The organism is Allobosea sp. 10L422, from assembly GCF_056395345.1.
In genome coordinates, this window is the sequence record NZ_JBFTJI010000027.1 from 1 (window position 1) to 20,479 (window position 20,479).

17 protein-coding genes and 1 tRNA gene are annotated in these 20,479 nt (G+C 64.4%); all 18 read left to right on the forward strand.

All coding sequences use genetic code 11. From position 1 onward, the window contains the following. Nucleotides 1-153, forward strand: a 153-nt coding sequence (locus AC1DEZ_RS27415) for an EF-Tu C-terminal domain-related protein (RefSeq protein WP_465247582.1), incomplete at its 5' end; no start/stop codon positions are given. A 189-nt stretch (nt 154-342) separates the two neighbouring features. Further along, complete coding sequence (locus AC1DEZ_RS27420) at nt 343-1,242, forward strand: dihydrodipicolinate synthase family protein (protein ID WP_476781320.1); 900 nt, start codon at nt 343-345, stop codon at nt 1,240-1,242. Nucleotides 1,243-1,303: 61 nt separating this feature from the next. Next, a tRNA-Trp gene (locus AC1DEZ_RS27425) sits at nt 1,304-1,379 on the forward strand. 52 nt (nt 1,380-1,431) lie between these two features. After that, nucleotides 1,432-2,163, forward strand: a complete 732-nt coding sequence (locus AC1DEZ_RS27430; RefSeq protein WP_476781321.1) for a class I SAM-dependent methyltransferase — start codon at nt 1,432-1,434, stop codon at nt 2,161-2,163. Nucleotides 2,164-2,326: 163 nt separating this feature from the next. After that, nucleotides 2,327-2,521: a preprotein translocase subunit SecE gene (gene secE / locus AC1DEZ_RS27435; RefSeq protein WP_441473933.1), complete on the forward strand. Its 195-nt coding sequence runs from the start codon at nt 2,327-2,329 to the stop codon at nt 2,519-2,521. Nucleotides 2,522-2,535: 14 nt separating this feature from the next. After that, a complete protein-coding gene (nusG, locus tag AC1DEZ_RS27440) occupies nt 2,536-3,069 on the forward strand; it encodes a transcription termination/antitermination protein NusG (RefSeq protein WP_441514523.1) in 534 nt (177 codons plus the stop codon). Nucleotides 3,070-3,174: 105 nt separating this feature from the next. Further along, the gene (locus AC1DEZ_RS27445; RefSeq protein WP_476781322.1) at nt 3,175-4,788 is read left to right on the forward strand and encodes a methyl-accepting chemotaxis protein; all 1,614 of its coding nucleotides are present in this window, start codon (nt 3,175-3,177) and stop codon (nt 4,786-4,788) included. Between the two features lie 41 nt (nt 4,789-4,829). Next, nucleotides 4,830-5,390, forward strand: a complete 561-nt coding sequence (locus AC1DEZ_RS27450; RefSeq protein ID WP_476781323.1) for a cytochrome b — start codon at nt 4,830-4,832, stop codon at nt 5,388-5,390. A gap of 156 nt (nt 5,391-5,546) precedes the next feature. Next, nucleotides 5,547-5,978, forward strand: coding sequence for a 50S ribosomal protein L11 (gene rplK, locus AC1DEZ_RS27455; RefSeq protein ID WP_441514526.1), 432 nt, complete (start codon nt 5,547-5,549; stop codon nt 5,976-5,978). A 13-nt stretch (nt 5,979-5,991) separates the two neighbouring features. Further along, nucleotides 5,992-6,690, forward strand: a complete 699-nt coding sequence (rplA, locus tag AC1DEZ_RS27460) for a 50S ribosomal protein L1 (protein WP_441514527.1) — start codon at nt 5,992-5,994, stop codon at nt 6,688-6,690. A gap of 514 nt (nt 6,691-7,204) precedes the next feature. Beyond that, a complete protein-coding gene (rplJ, locus tag AC1DEZ_RS27465) occupies nt 7,205-7,720 on the forward strand; it encodes a 50S ribosomal protein L10 (RefSeq protein WP_038358277.1) in 516 nt (171 codons plus the stop codon). Nucleotides 7,721-7,768: 48 nt separating this feature from the next. Beyond that, the gene (gene rplL, locus AC1DEZ_RS27470; protein ID WP_476781324.1) at nt 7,769-8,149 is read left to right on the forward strand and encodes a 50S ribosomal protein L7/L12; all 381 of its coding nucleotides are present in this window, start codon (nt 7,769-7,771) and stop codon (nt 8,147-8,149) included. 254 nt (nt 8,150-8,403) lie between these two features. Further along, complete coding sequence (rpoB, locus tag AC1DEZ_RS27475; RefSeq protein ID WP_476781325.1) at nt 8,404-12,525, forward strand: DNA-directed RNA polymerase subunit beta; 4,122 nt, start codon at nt 8,404-8,406, stop codon at nt 12,523-12,525. Nucleotides 12,526-12,635: 110 nt separating this feature from the next. Then, nucleotides 12,636-16,820 (forward strand): DNA-directed RNA polymerase subunit beta', encoded by a 4,185-nt coding sequence (gene rpoC / locus AC1DEZ_RS27480; protein ID WP_476781326.1) that lies wholly within the window; start codon nt 12,636-12,638, stop codon nt 16,818-16,820. 435 nt (nt 16,821-17,255) lie between these two features. Beyond that, on the forward strand, nt 17,256-17,627 hold the full coding sequence (rpsL, locus tag AC1DEZ_RS27485) for a 30S ribosomal protein S12 (RefSeq protein ID WP_038358286.1): 372 nt from the start codon (nt 17,256-17,258) through the stop codon (nt 17,625-17,627). Between the two features lie 72 nt (nt 17,628-17,699). Continuing rightward, on the forward strand, nt 17,700-18,170 hold the full coding sequence (gene rpsG, locus AC1DEZ_RS27490; RefSeq protein ID WP_038358287.1) for a 30S ribosomal protein S7: 471 nt from the start codon (nt 17,700-17,702) through the stop codon (nt 18,168-18,170). A gap of 33 nt (nt 18,171-18,203) precedes the next feature. Further along, the gene (gene fusA, locus AC1DEZ_RS27495; protein WP_441514531.1) at nt 18,204-20,279 is read left to right on the forward strand and encodes an elongation factor G; all 2,076 of its coding nucleotides are present in this window, start codon (nt 18,204-18,206) and stop codon (nt 20,277-20,279) included. Between the two features lie 51 nt (nt 20,280-20,330). Continuing rightward, nucleotides 20,331-20,479 (forward strand): GTP-binding protein (locus AC1DEZ_RS27500; RefSeq protein ID WP_441471810.1); only part of this gene is annotated, 149 nt, incomplete at its 3' end.

The following is a 20,479-nucleotide window of genomic DNA, read 5'->3' on the forward strand; positions in this document are numbered from 1 at the left end:
CCGGAAGGCACGGAGATGGTGATGCCGGGCGACAACATCTCGATGGAGGTGACGCTGATCGCCCCGATCGCGATGGAAGAGAAGCTGCGCTTCGCCATCCGCGAAGGCGGCCGCACCGTCGGCGCCGGCGTCGTCGCTTCGATCATTGCCTGATCGACGCGCATAGCGATTTGGGAAGGGGCGGTGGCGACACCGCCCTTTTTCTTTGGGCGCGGCAGCTCTGCGCGCATGCCTTGAACGCAAGGCTAGTCTCGTCCCGTGGTCTGTGCGGCTCATCCGTTCCATGCTCTCAATCGCCTGGAGAGAGCGGATCAGCCGCTCCGATCATGGAGGAGCCTGCCCATGTCGTTCAAGCCGCCGTTTCCCGGCATCCATTCGATCGTCTTCGCCTTGTTCGACGAGCATGAGCGGCTCGACCGGGCGGCGATGCGCAAGCAGGCTCAAATCAGCGTCGAGCTCGACGTTCAGGGCATGGCGGCGCTCGGCCTCGCCACAGAGGTCTCCAAGCTGAGCTTCAGCGAACGCTGCACGGTGATGGAGTGGATGGCGGAGGATGTCGCGGGGAGGAAGCCGCTAGCCTTCACCATCTTCGGTTCCTCCGTCGCGGAGCAGGCCGAACTCGTAAAGGTCGCCGAGAAGAACGGCGCCGACTGGGTGATTCTTCAACCGCCGATGGTCGGCAGCTTCGCCGCCGCCGAGTATATCCGCTTCTTCGGCCGCATCGCCGACACGACCTCCCTGCCGGTCGCGATCCAGAATGCGCCGGCCTATATGGGGCGCGGCCTGTCTGCCGAGGACATTCGCGAATTGACGCGCCGGCACCCGAATATCAGCCTGATCAAGGGCGAGGGCTCGGTCATCGAGATCGAGCGGCTGATTGCGGTGACCGAAGGCCGGCTGCCGATCCTGAACGGGCGCGGCGGGCTCGAACTCATCGACAATTTCCGGGCCGGCTGCAGCGGCATGATCCTGGCGCCCGACACGATCGACTACGCATTGCGGGCCTATAACCGCTACCGAGCGGGCGACGAGGCCGGAGCGGACGCGGCCTATCGCGAGGTGCTGCCTGCGATCACCTTCATCATGCAGTCGATCGAGACGCTGCTCTGCTATGGCAAGCGCATCTTCGGTGCACGCGCCGGCATTCCGATCCACGACCGCGGGCCGGCGTTGAGGCCGACCGAATTTGGCCAGAAGCTGGTCGAGCGCTATGCCCGCGAACTCGGTCCCTACAGCAAATGAGGATGCCTGAAGATTTCGACTTGAAATGTGACGCGCCTTGGGGCACATCACGCCCACCTGCAGGGGTGTAGCTCAGTTGGTAGAGTACCGGTCTCCAAAACCGGTTGTCGTAGGTTCGAGCCCTACCGCCCCTGCCAGTCGCTCTTTGAGCGGCCGATGCGCAGACCGCAACGCGGTTCTTCGAGCGCCATGACCCAGAACATCTACGACGACGAGACTTTTTTCGCGGGCTACAGCCGGCTGCCGCGTTCCGTCCACGGATTGGACGGGGCGCCGGAATGGCCCGTGCTGCGTTCGATGCTGCCGGGACTCGCCGGCAAGAGCGTGCTCGATCTCGGCTGCGGATTCGGCTGGTTCTGCCGTTTCGCCGCGGGCGAGGGCGCCCGAAGCGTCCTGGGAATCGATGTCTCGGGGAAGATGCTGGAGCGCGCGCGGCGCGAGACGGCCGACGCCGGCGTCGCCTACGAGCGGGCCGATCTCGAAAGCTATGCGCCGCCGGCCGAAGCCTTCGATCTCGTCTATAGCTCGCTCGCCTTCCACTACATCGTCGACCTCGCTGGCCTGTTCGCGCGGGCATATGCGGCGCTGAAGCCGGGTGGGGCGCTGGTCTGCTCGGTCGAACATCCGATCATGACGGCGCCGGTGCGGCAGGAATGGCTCAGCGATGCGGACGGGCGGGCGACCTGGCCGGTCAACGGCTATCTCGACGAGGGTGAACGCGTCAGCAACTGGCTGGCCGAAGGTGTCGTCAAGCGCCACCGCACCATTGCGACCTATTTCGATCTGCTGCGGGGGGCGGGCTTCGCGCCGGGCAAGCTCGTCGAATGGGCCCCGAGCCCCGAGCAGGTCTCAGCCGAGCCAGGCTGGGCGAAGGAGCGCGAGCGGCCTTTCTTCCTGCTGATCGCCGCGAGCCGGAGCTGAGCCGCCCGCGAGCCGAAAGGGTCTTGGCTAAAGGCCTCAAGCGATGTAAGAGGCTTGCAATGACGGCGCGCGACCCTCCCCGGGTCCCGCGCCGCGAATGTTTCAGGACGGCCGATTCGGTACGCAGCGGGGCTGCGGGCGGGGTCGGAACCCGAGGTGGTTCATGGCGAAATCCAATCCCTTCCAGTTCCTGCAGGATGTGCGCACAGAGGCGTCCAAGGTCACTTGGCCCTCGCGTCGCGAGACGCTCATCACCACGGGCCTGGTGCTCGCGATGGTGGTCGTCTCCAGCCTGTTCTTCCTCTTTACCGACACCGTCATCCGCTGGGTGCTCGGCATCATCCTCGGCGCCCGTTGAACGGAATTACGAACGTGAGCACCCGCTGGTACATCGTCCACGCCTATTCCAACTTCGAGAACAAGGTCGCGCAGTCGATCAAGGATCAGGCGCAGCAGCGCAATCTCGCCGACAAGTTCGATGAGGTGCTGGTGCCGACCGAGAAGGTCGTCGAGGTTCGCCGTGGCCGCAAGGTCGACACTGAGCGCAAGTTCTTCCCGGGCTATGTGCTGGTGAAGTGCGAGATGACCGACGAGGTCTACCACCTCATCAAGAACACGCCGAAGGTCACCGGCTTCCTCGGTGCCGACAAGGCCAAGCCCATGCCGATCCCGGAGCATGAGGCGATGCGGATCAAGGGCCAGGTCGCCGAGGGCATCGAGCGCCCGAAGCCGACGGTGGTCTTCGAGGTCGGCGAGCAGGTCAAGGTGGCGGACGGCCCCTTCGCCTCGTTCAACGGCGTCGTCGAGGATGTCGATCACGCCCGTGCCCGCCTCAAGGTCGCGGTTTCGATCTTCGGACGCGCCACGCCGGTCGAACTCGAATACGGTCAGGTCGAGAAGCTCTGAGCCAGCAGGCTGTTTCGGGTCGGTTCCTGGCGGCTTCCGTTAGGTTAATCGGCCTTTAACACAACTGCGCCAAGGCTCTGCGTCGGTAATCCGACGCAGGGCGCGATGTTTCCCAGATTCTTCAAAGCTACGGTCCGCCAGCGGCTGACGCTCTGGGCGCTGATGCTCGGCATCCTCGCTTGCGTGTTAGGTGCAGCCGAGTTCATCGGCTCCGTGAAGCTCGCCGGTTTCGCCAGGGCGATTGCTGCCCATACCGATGCGGTGGCAGTGCTCTCGGAAACGGATGCCGCATTGAGCCGCATCGTCGTGACGATCGTCTCGGGGGCCGATCGCGGCGCTCTGCCAGTCGACATCGAAGCCATGCAGGCCGCGATGAAAACGGTCGCGGCGCGCAGCGACGGCGAAATTGCCGCCCGCGCGGACGATGCCGTCCGGGGGCTGCAAGAGTTTTCATCGAAGCTGGGGGCCGACGCTGCGGTCGCGCGCGCGGCACTGCGCAAAGCTGTCGAGCAGCGCAACGAGCTGCGCGTGCAGTTGAACGCGGCGGTGGCGAGCGTCAGCGAAGCGCTCGGCGCACATGTCGAAAACTCGCGGCAGAACACCATGCTTCTGGCGGCGCTTGGCCTTTTTATCATCGCTCTGATCGTCGCGTTCGAGCATCGCTGGCTGGTGCGTCCGATCTCGACGATGGCCATGGCCCTGTCTGCGCCGGGAGAGGATGCCGGCTGGGTACGCAAACTCGCGCGTCGCGGCGACGAGATCGGTATGCTCGGCCGGGCGCTGCATGCCCATCTGTCCGAGGAAAAGACGAGGCAGGAGGCAGCGAAGGAGCGGCTGGCCTCGCTTGCCGGAGAGGTCGAGCGGCAGCGTGCGCTGCGCGTCAGAGGGCAGGCTTTCCAGGGCAACATCGCCGGCATCGCCACGGCGCTGGAAACTCATGCCGCGAGCATGACCGACGCATCGAACGAACTCTCGCAGCTCTCCGGCTTCGTGGATCAGCATGCCGGCGCTGCGGCGCAGTCGAGCCAGCGCGCGGCCAATCACGTCGAACAGATGTCTTCGTCCCTGAACGAGATTGCCGAGCTCCTCGCAACGACGGCCGGGGAGGCGCAGCGGACGTCCGACATCGCGAATACCGCGAAGGCGCTCGTCGTGGAGGCGACGGATGACAGCGTGCTGCTGCGCGAGGCAGTCGGATCGATCTCGGCCGTGGTGACGCTGATCAGCACCGTCGCCAACCAGACCAATCTGCTTGCGCTCAACGCGACGATCGAGGCGGCCCGGGCCGGGGAGAGCGGTCGTGGTTTCGCGATCGTGGCCGCCGAGGTGAAGCAACTCGCCAACCGTACGGCGGAAGCGACGGGGCAGGTGCGGCAAGGGCTCGACTCGATCGGTACCGCGGCCGAGCGGATCATCGGCCGTATCGGCGCGCTGGTCGCCTCGGTCAATGCCGTCGAGACCGCCGCCGACTCGATTGCGGAGCTGGCGCGCCGACAGGACGACACCTCCCGCTCGATCAATATCGGGACCGCCCAGACAGCCGGGGATGTGCGCGGCATGGCAGAGCAGGTCGAGCAGGTCGCCGGCATGATCGAAGACTGGCGGCGGATGACGGAACGGATGGCGCGGACCTCCGCCGACATCGACGGGCAAGCCGCAGCCCTGCGCCACGCGGTCGACAGCTTCATGACCGAGACACAAGGCGTGCAGCGCGCATGACGGTGCCGGTCGATTCCCCAGGCTCATCGAAGGCCCGTCCCATGCGGGGCGGCGATCTTGGCTTTCCGCGCCTCGCCAAGGTGCTGCACTGGGGCACGGCAGCGCTGGTCCTTGTGCTGTTTTGCGTTGGAATTCTGATGAAGGAGGTCGGGAGCGGCCCCTGGATGGACGCGCTCATGACCTTCCACAAGACGGTCGGTTCCCTGCTGCTGTTTCTAGTTGCGGTTCGACTCGCCTATCGGCTTCTGGCGCGCCTTCGCGGGCATTGGCCCCGTGCGGCGGGCGGCAGGGCGGTCCACCGGATGCTCTATGGCCTGTTGATCGTGATTCCGTTGCTCGGATTGGCGGGGGTGTCCGATTTCGACGCTCGGGAGATCTATGGCGGGATTTCTCTGCCAGCGATTTGGCCGGAAGGCGCCGGCTATGCGGGTATATTGTTCCGCAGCCACGCGATTCTGGCTTTCACGCTCATGGGGCTCGTCGCCCTGCATGTCTGCCTCGCGCTCGACGACGATATCCAGCATGCAGCCCGGATCAATGCGGGGAAGACGCTGCCTGCGACCGCAAAGCCCTCTTCCCTTTCCAGCCCATCTGTGCGATAGGCCGCGCCTCAACCGCGTGGGAGACGCGCCGGTCGCCAGCCGGATCAAACACGTCGCACCACGCACTGCAACCACCCCAGCCCCGGCGGAGAGCGTCGGCAGGCAGGGGCGTCGTCGTTCCGATAGGCAGCGGAGCGGACGGCAGGAGCAGCCATCATGGCGAAGAAGATCACGGGCTACGTGAAGCTTCAGGTTCCGGCGGGCGCGGCCAATCCGTCGCCGCCGATCGGTCCCGCGCTCGGTCAGCGCGGCCTCAACATCATGGAATTCTGCAAGGCCTTCAATGCGAAGACCCAGCAGATGGAAAAGGGCATGCCGATCCCGGTGATTATCACCGCGTATCAGGATCGCTCCTTCACCTTCGAGATGAAGCAGCCGCCGGTGTCCTACTGGCTGAAGAAGGCCGCTGGCCTCACTGCCGGCTCGAAGACCCCGGGCCGTGGCGGCAATGTCGGCAAGGTCACCGCCGCTCAGATCGCCGAGATCGCCGAGAAGAAGATGGCCGATCTCAACTGCGACACCGTCGAATCGGCTTCGGCCATGATCCGTGGCTCGGCCAGGTCCATGGGCCTGGAAGTCGTGGGCTGAGGGGAGGCTGACAATGGCACATACCGGAAAGCGCGTCGTTCAGGGCCGTGAAGGCATTGACCGCACCAAGCTGTACTCGCTCGATCAGGCCGTCACCTTCGTCAAGGAGCGCGCCAACGCCAAGTTCGACGAGACCGTCGAGATCGCGATGAATCTCGGCGTCGATCCGCGTCACGCCGACCAGATGGTCCGCGGCGTCTGCAACCTGCCGAACGGCTCGGGCCGCACGCTGCGCGTCGCCGTCTTCGCCCGCGGCGCCAAGGCTGACGAAGCCAAGGCTGCGGGCGCTGACATCGTCGGCGCCGAGGAACTGGTCGAGTCCGTTCAGAAGGGCGAGATCAATTTCGATCGCTGCATCGCGACCCCGGACATGATGGGTCTCGTCGGTCGTCTCGGCAAGGTGCTCGGCCCGCGCGGCCTGATGCCGAACCCGCGCGTCGGCACCGTCACCATGGACGTCACCGCCGCTGTCGCCGCTTCGAAGGGTGGTTCGGTCGAGTTCCGCGTCGAGAAGGCCGGCATCATCCACGCCGCCGTCGGCAAGGCCTCGTTTTCGGCCGAGAAGCTCTCGGAGAACATCAAGGCGTTCGTCGACTCGGTCGCCAAGGCGAAGCCCGCCGGCGCCAAGGGCACCTATATCCAGCGCGTCGCGATCTCGTCGACCATGGGCCCGGGCGTCAAGGTCGAGCCGAACACCGTCATCGGCGGCTGATTGGTCTGAGGAAGGGCGGCCGGACAACCGGCCGCTCGCCGCTCTTGATTTCGTGATGTCAAGAGCCTACTTGGCAGGAGCAGGCGAAAGCGCTATACGCACGCCTGTTTCCATGAGTGACGAGGCTCCGGCGTGCTTGACACGAAGGGGTCCGTTTCGCGTTTTTCGGCGGGTTTCCGCTGAAGAAATGGGTGTTTCAGGGTCGGGAGAGAGATCTTTCGAGCAGGAATCACCCAGTCCTGTCTGAGACTGCAGGTGCCTTCCCGGTTCGTCCGGGAGCATAATTTCGCCAAGAGGCCTGCATAGACGGTGCAAGAGCTTAGTCCCGGATCGCGAGATCCGGAGAAGACGGTTCGAACCATCTCGCCCGGTCGTGACCCTCAAAGGGTCGGGAGCGGGGACAGGGCACCAAGCGTCGCTTCACGGGACGCCGGTGTCAACCGGGGTTCCACGAAGCGGCATTTGCAACCGGCGGCGAGCCCTCAAAAGCTTGTCGCCTACCGGAGAGAGCCCAGTGGATAAAGCGGCAAAGAAAGATGCCGTCGCGTCGCTGAACGATGTGTTTGCGAACACGTCGGTCGTCGTCGTGGCCCACTATGCGGGTTTGACCGTGGCCCAGTTCCAGAAGCTTCGTCGCGAGATGAAGGCGAATGGCGCCACTGTTAAGGTCGCAAAGAACCGCTTGGCCAAGATCGCTCTTGAAGGCACCGACGTCGCGTCCATCAGCAATCTGCTGACGGGTCCCACCCTGATCGCTTATTCCAACGATCCGGTCGCGGCGCCGAAGGTCGCCAGCGCTTTCGCCAAGGAGAACGACAAGCTCGTCATCCTGGGCGGCGCGATGGGCAAGACCGCCCTGAACCCCGATGGTGTCAAGGCTCTGGCCACGATGCCCTCGCTCGACGAACTGCGTGCAAAGCTCATCGGCCTTATCCAGGCCCCGGCTACGAAGCTTGCGCAGCTCACGAACGCGCCCGCCGGCAAGCTGGCACGCGTGGTTCAGGCTTATGCCGACAAGAATGCGGCTTGAAGCCAGCAAACCCTTATCGTTCGAACCTCTTAAAACAGGAAGTTAAACATGGCCGATCTCGCCAAGCTCGTCGACGATCTCTCGTCGCTCACCGTTCTCGAGGCCGCTGACCTCGCCAAGATGCTCGAAGAGAAGTGGGGCGTTTCCGCCGCTGCCGCCGTCGCCGTTGCGGCTGGCCCGGCTGCCGGTGGCGCTGCCGCCGCCGCTGTTGAAGAGCAGACCGAGTTCACCGTCGTTCTTGCCGCCGCCGGCGACAAGAAGATCGMRGTGATCAAGGAAGTCCGCGCCATCACCGGCCTCGGCCTCAAGGAAGCCAAGGACCTGGTCGAAGGCGCTCCGAAGCCGGTCAAGGAAGGCGTTGGCAAGGACGAGGCCGAGAAGCTCAAGAAGCAGCTCGAGGCCGTCGGCGCCAAGGTCGAGCTCAAGTGAGCTTGGGCCGGCTGATGCCGGTCCGACCGTAGTCAAAACAGACAGTCCCGGGGCAGCTACGCCTCCGGGGCTGTTGCGTCGTTTCCGCGCAGATGTGCGGGAGTTGTTGTCGAAGTTTGCTGCAACCGTGCGGCGCAGCTTCGATGGAAATGCGGGGTCGGCGCGATGCTGCGCCGAACGGCTCACCCGGCGGCCTGGTGCCGTCCTTGCCCGGACCACCGGGTGAGCCGTCCGAAGAGATTGCGAGGAACAACATGGTCAATTCGCTCCAGGGTCGCAGGCGCGTCCGCAAGTTCTTCGGCAAACTCAAGGAAGTGGCGCAGATGCCGAACCTCATCGAGGTTCAGAAGGCGTCCTACGACCAGTTCCTGATGGTCGACGAACCCAAGGGCGGCCGGCCCGACGAGGGCCTTCAGTCCGTCTTCAAGTCGGTCTTCCCGATCGGTGACTTCTCCGGCGCCTCGCTGCTGGAGTTCGTGAAGTACACCTTCGAGCCGCCGAAATACGACGTCGACGAGTGCCGCCAGCGCGGCATGACCTTCTCTGCGCCGCTCAAGGTGACGCTGCGCCTGATCGTGTTCGATATCGATCCGGACACCCAGGCCAAGTCGGTCAAGGACATCAAGGAGCAGGATGTCTACATGGGCGACATGCCGCTCATGACGGATAACGGCACCTTCATCGTGAACGGCACCGAGCGCGTCATCGTCTCGCAGATGCACCGTTCGCCGGGCGTGTTCTTCGACCACGACAAGGGCAAGACCCATTCCTCGGGCAAGCTGCTCTTCGCCGCGCGCATCATCCCCTATCGCGGTTCCTGGCTCGACATCGAGTTCGACGCCAAGGACATCGTCTATGCCCGCATCGACCGGAAGCGTAAGATTCCGGTCACCTCGCTGCTGTTCGCGCTCGGCATGGACGGCGAGGAGATCCTCAACCGCTTCTACAACCACATCATCTACACCAAGGACGCCAAGGGCTGGCGCGTTCCCTACGATGCGGAGCGCATGAAGGGCTTCAAGGCCACCGAGGACATGATCGACGCCGACACCGGCGAGGTCGTGGTCGAGGCCGGCAAGAAGCTTGTCGCCCGCACCGCCCGCCAGCTCGCCGAGAAGGGCCTCAAGTTCCTGCGCGCGCAGGACGAGGACCTCTATACGCAGTACATCGCCGAGGACCTGGTCAATCCGGCGACGGGTGAAGTCTATGCCGAGGCCGGCGAGGAGATCACCGAGAAGCTGCTGAAGCAGCTCACCGATGACGGCTTCGACGAGATCACGGTGCTCGACATCGACCACATCACGGTCGGCCCGTACATCCGCAACACGCTCAATGTCGACAAGAACTCGCGCCGCGAGGAAGCCCTGTTCGACATCTACCGCGTGATGCGTCCCGGCGAGCCGCCGACCCTCGAGACGGCTGAGAACATGTTCCAGTCGCTGTTCTTCGACGCCGAGCGCTACGACCTCTCCGCCGTCGGCCGCGTGAAGATGAACATGCGCCTCGACCTCGACGCCGAGGACACCGTGCGCATCCTGCGCAAGGAGGACATCTTCGCGGTCGTGAAGGCGCTGGTCGACCTGCGCGACGGCAAGGGCGAGATCGACGACATCGACCATCTCGGCAACCGCCGCGTCCGCTCGGTCGGCGAGCTGATGGAGAACCAGTACCGCCTGGGCCTGCTGCGCATGGAGCGCGCCATCAAGGAGCGCATGTCCTCGGTCGATATCGACACGGTCATGCCGCAGGACCTGATCAACGCGAAGCCGGCGGCTGCCGCCGTGCGCGAGTTCTTCGGCTCCTCGCAGCTCTCGCAGTTCATGGACCAGACGAACCCGCTCTCGGAAGTCACGCATAAGCGTCGTCTTTCGGCGCTTGGCCCGGGTGGTCTGACCCGCGAGCGCGCCGGCTTCGAGGTGCGCGACGTGCACCCGACGCATTACGGCCGCATCTGCCCGATCGAGACGCCGGAAGGCCCGAATATCGGCCTGATCAACTCGCTCGCCACCTTCGCGCGGGTTAACAAATACGGCTTCATCGAGAGCCCGTATCGCCGCATCCGCGACGGCAAGGTCACGGACGAGGTGATCTATCTCTCGGCGATGGAAGAGGCGAAGTACAACGTCGCCCAGGCGAATGCCGCCGTCGACAAGGAAGGCCGCCTGACCGACGACCTGATTGTCTGCCGTCGCGCCGGCGAAGTCATCGTCACCCCGGTCGACAAGGTCGACTTCCAGGACGTGTCGCCGAAGCAGCTCGTCTCGGTCGCCGCGGCGCTGATCCCGTTCCTTGAGAACGACGACGCGAACCGCGCGCTGATGGGCTCGAACATGCAGCGCCAGGCGGTGCCGCTGGTTCGCGCCGACGCGCCCTTCGTCGGCACCGGCATGGAAGCGGTTGTGGCCCGTGACTCGGGCGCCGCGATTGCAGCCCGCCGCGCCGGCATCGTCGACCAGGTCGACGCGACCCGTATCGTCATCCGCGCTTCGGAGGAGATGGATCCGACGAAGCCGGGCGTCGACATCTACCGGCTGCAGAAGTTCCAGCGCTCGAACCAGTCGACCTGCATCACGCAGCGTCCGCTGGTGCGCGTCGGCGACGTCGTCAAGAAGGGCGACATCGTCGCCGACGGCCCGTCGACCGAGTTCGGCGAGCTCGCGCTCGGCCGTAACGTGCTCGTCGCGTTCATGCCGTGGAACGGCTACAACTTCGAGGACTCGATCCTTCTCTCCGAGAAGATCGTCTCCGAGGACGTCTTCACCTCGATCCATATCGAGGAGTTCGAGGTCATGGCCCGCGACACCAAGCTGGGCCCTGAGGAAATCACGCGCGACATTCCGAACGTTTCGGAAGAGGCGCTGAAAAACCTCGACGAAGCCGGCATCGTCTATATCGGCGCAGAAGTGGCGGCGGGCGACATTCTCGTCGGCAAGATCACGCCGAAGGGCGAGAGCCCGATGACCCCGGAAGAGAAGCTGCTGCGCGCCATCTTCGGTGAGAAGGCTTCGGACGTCCGCGACACCTCGCTGCGCGTTCCGCCCGGCGTGCAGGGCACGATCGTCGAAGTGCGCGTGTTCAATCGCCACGGCGTCGACAAGGACGAGCGCGCCCAGGCGATCGAGCGCGAGGAGATCGAGCGTCTTGCCAAGGACCGCGACGACGAGCAGGCGATCCTGGACCGCAACACCTTTGCGCGTCTGGCCGAGATCCTGACCGGCAAGACCGGCCTAGCCGGCCCGAAGGGCTTCAAGAAGGACACGGTCATCACCCGCGAGGTGATGAGCGAGTTCCCGCGTTCGCAGTGGTGGCTGTTCGCCACCGCCGAAGACTCGCTGATGACCGAGATCGAGGCGATGCGGAAGCAGTACGACGAGTCGAAGAAGCGCCTCGAGCAGCGCTTCCTCGACAAGGTCGAGAAGCTGCAGCGCGGCGACGAGCTGCCTCCGGGCGTGATGAAGATGGTCAAGGTCTTCGTCGCGGTGAAGCGCAAGATCCAGCCGGGCGACAAGATGGCCGGCCGTCACGGAAACAAGGGCGTGGTCTCGCGCATCGTGCCGGTCGAGGATATGCCGTTCCTCGAGGATGGCACCCATGCCGATATCGTGCTGAACCCGCTCGGCGTGCCCAGCCGCATGAATGTCGGCCAGATCCTGGAGACGCATCTGGGCTGGGCGGCCGCCGGTCTCGGCAGGCAGATCAGCGCGGCGCTCGATGCCTACAAGAAGACGCACGACTTCAAGGCGCTGAAGGCCCAGTTCGATGCCGTCTACGAGGACAATGAGATCATTGCCTCGATGGACGAGAACGAACTCGTCGAGATGGGCCAGAATCTGCGCCGTGGCGTGCCGGTGGCGACCCCGGTCTTCAACGGCGCCAAGGAAGCCGATATCGAGCGGCTGCTGGAGCAGGCGGGCCTGCACTCGTCGGGTCAGTCGACCCTCTATGACGGGCGCACGGGTGAGCCCTTCGACCGCAAGGTCACGATGGGCTACATCTACATGCTSAAGCTGCACCACCTSGTSGAYGACAAGATCCACGCGCGTTCGATCGGMCCGTACTCGCTCGTSACCCAGCAGCCGCTGGGYGGCAAGGCGCAGTTCGGCGGCCAGCGCTTCGGCGAAATGGAGGTCTGGGCGCTCGAAGCCTACGGCGCCGCCTACACGCTGCAAGAGATGCTGACGGTGAAGTCAGACGACGTCGCCGGCCGCACCAAGGTCTACGAGTCGATCGTGCGCGGCGAGGACAACTTCGAGGCCGGCATCCCCGAGAGCTTCAACGTTCTCGTCAAGGAGATGCGTTCGCTCGGCCTCAACGTCGAGCTCATCAACAACAAGGCGAAGCCGGGCGAGTTGCCGCCGGCCGAAGCGGCCGAGTGAGCCGTTAACCAAGCCTTGTATAGATGCCGGCGGCACTGACGCCGCCGGCCGACGGAATTTACCAGCCGGGCAGGGCGGCCCTAGCCCCCGCCGGCGGAAGGAGACAGGCGATGAAGCAAGAGGTCATGAACCTTTTCGGCCAGCAGCCGGTCCAGCAGGCCTTCGACGCGATCAAGATCTCGATCGCGAGCCCGGAGAAGATCCTGTCCTGGTCCTATGGCGAGATCAAAAAGCCGGAGACCATCAACTACCGCACGTTCAAGCCGGAGCGCGACGGCCTGTTCTGCGCCCGCATCTTCGGGCCGATCAAGGACTACGAGTGCCTGTGCGGCAAGTACAAGCGCATGAAGTTCAAGGGCGTCATCTGCGAGAAGTGCGGCGTCGAAGTCACGCTCGCCCGCGTCCGGCGCGAGCGCATGGGCCATATCGAACTCGCCGCCCCGGTGGCGCATATCTGGTTCCTGAAGTCGCTGCCTTCGCGCATCGGCCTCCTGATGGATATGCCGCTCAAGGACCTTGAGCGCATCCTGTACTTCGAAAGCTACGTCGTCATCGAGCCGGGCCTTACCCCGCTCAAGGACCGTCAGCTGCTGTCGGAGGAGGAGTACGTCCGGGCTCAGGAGGAGTACGGCGCGGACACCTTCACCGCCATGATCGGCGCGGAAGCCATCCGCGAGATGCTGCGCGCGCTCGACCTCGACCAGATCAACGCCGACCTCAAGCATGAGATCGCGACGACGACGTCGGAGCTGAAGCCCAAGAAGCTGATGAAGCGCCTCAAGATCATCGAGGCCTTCCAGGAGTCGGGCAACAAGCCGGAATGGATGGTGATGACCCAGATTCCGGTCATCCCGCCGGATCTGCGCCCGCTCGTGCCGCTTGACGGCGGCCGCTTCGCGACCTCGGACCTGAACGACCTCTACCGCCGCGTCATCAACCGCAACAACCGCCTGAAGCGSCTGATCGAGCTGCGCGCGCCGGACATCATCATCCGCAACGAAAAGCGGATGTTGCAGGAGTCGGTCGACGCCCTGTTCGATAACGGCCGTCGCGGCCGCGTCATCACGGGTGCCAACAAGCGCCCGCTGAAGTCGCTCGCCGACATGCTGAAGGGCAAGCAGGGGCGCTTCCGCCAGAACCTGCTCGGCAAGCGCGTCGACTATTCCGGCCGTTCGGTCATCGTCGTCGGCCCGGAGATGAAGCTGCACCAGTGCGGCCTGCCGAAGAAGATGGCGCTCGAGCTGTTCAAGCCGTTCATCTATGCGCGCCTCGACGCCAAGGGCTACTCGACCACGGTCAAGCAGGCCAAGAAGCTCGTCGAGAAGGAGAAGCCGGAGGTCTGGGATATCCTGGACGAGGTCATCCGCGAGCATCCGGTGATGCTGAACCGGGCGCCGACGCTGCACCGCCTCGGCATCCAGGCCTTCGAGCCCGTGCTGATCGAGGGCAAGGCGATCCAGCTCCACCCGCTGGTCTGCGCCGCCTTCAACGCGGACTTCGACGGCGACCAGATGGCCGTGCACGTCCCGCTGTCGCTGGAAGCGCAGCTGGAAGCGCGCGTGYTGATGATGTCGACCAACAACATCCTGCACCCGGCGAACGGCATGCCGATCATCGTGCCGTCGCAGGACATCGTGCTCGGCCTCTACTACCTCTCGATCGTTTCGGACGGCGAGCCCGGCCAGGGCAAGGTCTTCGGTGATTTCGGCGAACTCGAGCACGCGCTGCACGAGAAGGTCGTGACGCTGCATTCGAAGATCAAATATCGCTGGACCGGCACCGGCAAGGACGGCAAGCCGTACACGAAGATCTATGACACCACGCCGGGCCGCGTGATCCTCTCGACCGCGCTGCCGGACCATCCGGCCGTGTCCTTCGACGTCAGCAACCGCCTGATGACCAAGAAGGAAATCTCCGGAATGATCGATGCCGTGTATCGCGGCTGCGGTCAGAAGGAATCGGTGATCTTCTGCGACCGTGTCATGGCGCTGGGCTTCCGCCACGCGTTCAAGGCCGGCATCTCCTTCGGCAAGGACGACATGGTCGTGCCGGAGAACAAGTGGGAGATCGTCGACACGACCCGCGCGCTCGCCAAGGATTACGAGCAGCAGTACCAGGACGGCCTGATCACTCAGGGCGAGAAGTACAACAAGGTCGTCGACGCCTGGGCGAAGTGCTCCGACAAGCTCGCCCAGGAGATGATGGCCCGCATCTCGACCGTCCAGAAGGACGAGACCGGCCGCGACAAGCAGATCAACTCGATCTACATGATGTCGCACTCCGGCGCCCGTGGTTCGCCGGCGCAGATGCGCCAGCTCGCCGCCATGCGCGGCCTGATGGCCAAGCCGTCGGGCGAGATCATCGAGTCGCCGATCATCTCGAACTTCAAGGAAGGCCTCGACGTTCTCGAGTACTTCAACTCGACCCACGGCGCCCGTAAGGGCCTCGCCGACACGGCGCTGAAGACGGCCAACTCCGGCTATCTGACACGCCGCCTCGTCGACGTGGCGCAGGACGCGATCATCTCCGAGGTGGATTGCGGTTCGGATAACGGCATCAAGATGCGCGCCATCGTCGATGCGGGCCAGATCGTGGCCTCGCTCGGCATGCGTATCCTGGGTCGCGCGACGGCCGAGGACATCGTTGATGTCGAGGGTAAGGTCATCGTCGCCAAGGGCGTGGTGATCGAAGAGAGCGACATCGCCAAGATCAATGCCGCCGGCGTCCAGGAGGTGAAGATCCGTTCGGTCCTCACCTGCGAGACCAAGAACGGCGTCTGCGCCACCTGCTACGGGCGCGATCTGGCCCGCGGCACGCCCGTGAACATGGGCGAGGCCGTCGGCGTCATCGCGGCGCAGTCGATCGGCGAGCCGGGCACGCAGCTCACCATGCGTACCTTCCACATCGGCGGCGCGGCSACSATCGCSGACCAGTCCTTCGTCGAGTCSAAYTTCGARGGCACGGTSAAGATSCGCAACCGCAACGTCGCGCGGAACTCGGACGGCGACCTGATCGCCATGGCGCGCAACATCGCCATCGTGATCGTCGGGCCTGATGGAGCCGAGCGCGCGGTCCATCGCGTTCAGTTTGGCTCGAAGCTGCGGGTCGACGAGGGCGACAAGGTCAAGCGCGGCCAGCGCCTGATCGAGTGGGACCCCTATTCCCGCCCGATCCTGGCGGAAGTGGACGGCAAGGTCGGCTACGAGGATCTCGTGGACGGCATGTCGATCACCGAGACGACCGACGAAGCGACGGGCATCTCCAAGCGCGTCGTCATCGATTGGCGCGGTTCGGCCCGTACGGCTGATCTCAAGCCAGCGATGGTGATCTTCGGCGCGGACGGCAAGGTGGCGAAGCTCGCCCGTGGTGGCGAGGCCCGCTACATCCTGCCGGTCGACGGCATTATCTCGGTGGAGCCGGGCCACTTGATCAAGGCCGGCGACGTGCTGGCGCGTGTCTCGACCGACTCGGCCAAGACCCGCGACATCACCGGTGGTCTGCCGCGCGTGGCGGAGCTGTTCGAAGCGCGTCGTCCGAAGGATGCTGCGATCATTGCCGAGAAGTCGGGCGTGATCGGCTTCGGCAAGGACTACAAGAACAAGCGCCGCGTCACGCTGACGCCGCATGACGGTTCCGACGGGGTCGAGTACCTGATCCCGAAGGGCAAGCACATCCATCTCCAGGAAGGTGACGTCGTGGAGGTCGGTGACTACATCCTCGACGGCAACCCGGCCCCGCACGACATCCTGGCTATCAAGGGCGTCGAGGAACTGGCAGCCTATCTGGTCAACGAAATCCAGGAGGTCTATCGCCTCCAGGGCGTGACCATCAACGACAAGCACATCGAGGTCATCGTCCGGCAGATGCTGCAGAAGGTCGAGATCACCGAGTCGGGGGACAGCGATATCCTGACCGGCGACCAGATCGACCGCATCGAACTGGAAGAGGTCAACGCGAAGCTGCGCGAGGAGGGCAAGAAGCCGGCTTCCGGCGTGCCGGTCCTGCTCGGCATCACCAAGGCCTCGCTGCAGACCCGCTCCTTCATCTCGGCGGCGTCCTTCCAGGAGACCACCCGCGTCCTCACCGAGGCGGCGGTCAACGGCAAGTCGGACATGCTCGAAGGCCTCAAGGAGAACGTCATCGTCGGCTCGCTCATCCCGGCCGGCACCGGCGCCCAGGTCGCCCGCATCAAGCAGGTGGCCACGCGCCGCGACGATCTCATCGTCGGCCAGAAGGCGGATGCGGCGGCGAAGGCCGCCAAGGAAGCTGCCGCCGTGCTCCCCGCCGCCGAGTAAGTCTCGGCCGCGAGCGATCCTCGGTAATCATCGGAAAGGCCGCCCCGTCAGGGCGGCCTTTTTGTTTCAAGGAGAGGCGGGCAGGGGGCGAACCTGCTCCAACCCCGCAAAACCCCGCCATTTTCGGCGGTTTCGGGGTTGACGCGAATCTCTGGGTGAGTCATAAGCGCGCCACTGTCGACGGCTGTCGGACACGTTTGTCGCTTGCGCCAGATTCGCAAGCGAGTTTCGCGACCGAAACTCCGTCGGAATTCCAGCGTCGAATGACGACATGGCAGGATGCATGAACGCGGGCTTCCCGTGTTCCTCTGCTGGCGAACGCGCCTGAGGCCCCTCGACGGGAGCCGATGGCGCGCTTCGTTTATGTCATGGCGTAGTTCGGGCTGGGAGATTGATCAGAGAATTTCCAAACGCTCAGTGGGGCGAGAGGCCAGAATGCCGACAATCAGCCAGCTCATCCGCAAGCCACGCTCGCCCGTGAAGGCGCGTAACACCGCCCCGGCGCTCGAGTCGTGCCCGCAGAAGCGCGGCGTCTGCACGCGCGTTTATACGACGACCCCGAAGAAGCCGAACTCGGCGCTCCGCAAGGTTGCCAAGGTTCGTCTGACGAACGGCTTCGAGGTGATCGGCTACATCCCGGGTGAAGGTCACAACCTTCAGGAGCACTCGGTCGTCATGATCCGTGGCGGCCGCGTGAAGGACCTTCCCGGTGTGCGCTATCACATCCTGCGCGGCGTGCTCGACACGCAGGGCGTCAAGAACCGCAAGCAGCGCCGTTCGAAGTACGGCGCCAAGCGTCCTAAGTGAGTTCGGCCCGATCGGCCGGGCGATGAGCCCAGGCCGATCCGCCGCGTTGAAGATTTGACCGGAGACTAGACGATGTCCCGCCGCCACAGTGCCGAAAAGCGCGAAGTTATCCCGGACCCGAAGTTCGGTGATATCGTCGTGACCAAGTTCATGAACTCCGTGATGTATGAAGGCAAGAAGTCGACCGCCGAGCGGATCGTCTACGGTGCCTTCGACATCATCGAGGCGAAGACCAAGAGCGAGCCGCTCGGCGTGTTCAAGTCGGCGCTCGAGAATGTCGCTCCGGCGATCGAGGTTCGTTCCCGCCGCGTCGGCGGCGCGACCTATCAGGTTCCGGTCGAGGTTCGCACCGAGCGCCGCCAGGCGCTGGCGATCCGCTGGCTGATCTCGGCCGCGCGCGGCCGCAACGACAAGACCATGGTCGAGCGCCTCTCGGCGGAGCTGATGGACGCGGCCAACAACCGCGGCAACGCCGTCAAGAAGCGCGAAGACACGCACCGGATGGCGGAAGCCAACCGCGCCTTCTCGCACTACCGCTGGTAAGCGGCGCGCTGACCCGAGACACAGAGCACGATCATGGCCCGTTCCCATCCCATCGACCGTTATCGCAACTTCGGCATCATGGCCCACATTGATGCCGGCAAGACGACGACGACCGAGCGCATCCTCTATTACACCGGCAAGTCCCATAAGATCGGCGAAGTCCATGACGGCGCCGCGACCATGGACTGGATGACGCAGGAGCAGGAGCGTGGCATCACGATCACCTCGGCTGCGACGACCTGCTTCTGGCGCGACAACCGCCTGAACATCATCGACACCCCCGGCCACGTCGACTTCACCATCGAGGTCGAGCGTTCGCTGCGCGTGCTCGACGGCGCTGTCTGCGTGCTCGACGGCAACCAGGGCGTCGAGCCCCAGACCGAGACCGTCTGGCGCCAGGCCGACAAGTACGACGTGCCGCGTATCGTGTTCGTCAACAAGATGGACAAGATCGGCGCCGATTTCTATCGCTGCGTCCAGGACATCATCGACCGCGTCGCCGGCAAGCCCGTCTGCCTGCAGATTCCGATCGGTTCCGAGGCCGAATTCGCTGGTGTCATCGACCTCGTGAAGATGAAGGCGATCGTCTGGAACGGCGAGGCGCTCGGTGCGTCCTTCGAAGAGCAGGACATTCCGGCCAATCTCGCTGAGAAGGCCGCCGAGTACCGCTCGAAGCTCGTCGAGGCGGCCGTCGAAATGGACGATGCGGCGATGGAAGCCTATCTCGAAGGCACCGAGCCCGACGCCGACACGCTGCGCCGATTGGTCCGCACCGCCGTGCAGCGCCGCGCCTTCCACCCGGTTCTCTGTGGCTCGTCCTTCAAGAACAAGGGCGTGCAGCCGCTGCTCGACGCCGTCGTCGACTATCTGCCGTCGCCGGTTGATCGTGGCGCGGTCGAAGGCATCGACTTCAAGACCGAAGAGCCCACCGTCCGCAATCCGACGGACGAAGATCCGTTCTCCATGCTTGCCTTCAAGATCATGGACGACCCCTTCGTCGGCACGATCACCTTCTGCCGCATCTATTCGGGCAAGGTCGAGGCCGGCCAGGGCGTCATCAACTCGACCCGCGACAAGAAAGAGCGCGTCGGCCGCATGCTGCTGATGCATGCGAACAACCGCGAGGACATCAAGGAGGCTTTCGCAGGCGACATCGTCGCCCTGGCCGGCCTGAAGGACGTCCGCACCGGCGACACGCTTTGCGACCCGACCAACGCGGTCATCCTGGAGCGCATGGAGTTCCCCGAGCCGGTCATCACGATCGCGATCGAGCCGAAGTCCAAGGCCGACCAGGAGAAGCTGGGCCTCGCCCTGTCGAAGCTCGCGAACGAGGATCCGTCCTTCCGCGTGTCGACCGACCAGGAGAGCGGCCAGACCATTCTGAAGGGCATGGGCGAACTGCATCTCGACATCAAGGTCGACATCCTGAAGCGCACCTACAAGGTCGACGCCAATATCGGCGCGCCGCAGGTTGCGTATCGCGAGACGCTGACCAAGAAGGCCGAGATCGACTACACCCACAAGAAGCAGACCGGCGGTACGGGCCAGTTCGCCCGCGTCAAGCTCGTCATCGAGCCGAACGAGACCGGGAAGGGCTTCGAGTTCGAGTCGAAGGTCGTCGGTGGTTCGGTGCCGAAGGAATACATCCCCGGCGTCGAGAAGGGCCTGAACTCGGTCATCGGCTCGGGCGTTCTCGCCGGCTTCCCGGTCGTGGACGTCAAGGTCACGCTGATCGATGGCGCCTTCCACGAAGTCGACTCGTCGGCTCTGGCCTTCGAAATCGCCTCCCGTGCAGCGCTGCGCGAAGGTCTGCAGAAGGGCGGCTCCGTGCTGCTCGAGCCGATCATGAAGGTCGAGGTTGTGACCCCGGAAGACTATACCGGCTCGGTCATCGGCGACCTGAACTCGCGTCGCGGCCAGATCCAGGGCCAGGACATGCGCGGCAACGCCGTCGTGATCAACGCGATGGTTCCGCTGGCGAACATGTTCGGCTACGTCAACCAGCTGCGTTCCTTCTCGCAGGGCCGCGCGAACTACACGATGCAGTTCGACCACTACGAGCAGGTGCCGTCGGCGGTCGCCGCCGAGGTTCAGGCCAAGTACGCCTGAGCTCCGCACCGAACCGACTGAACATTTGAACAAGATCTGACGGAGGCTACGATGGCCAAAGAGAAATTCGCTCGTACGAAGCCGCACTGCAACATTGGCACGATTGGTCACGTCGACCATGGCAAGACGTCGTTGACGGCTGCGATCACGAAGGTCCTGGCCGAGTCCGGCGGCGCGTCGTTCACGGCGTATGACCAGAT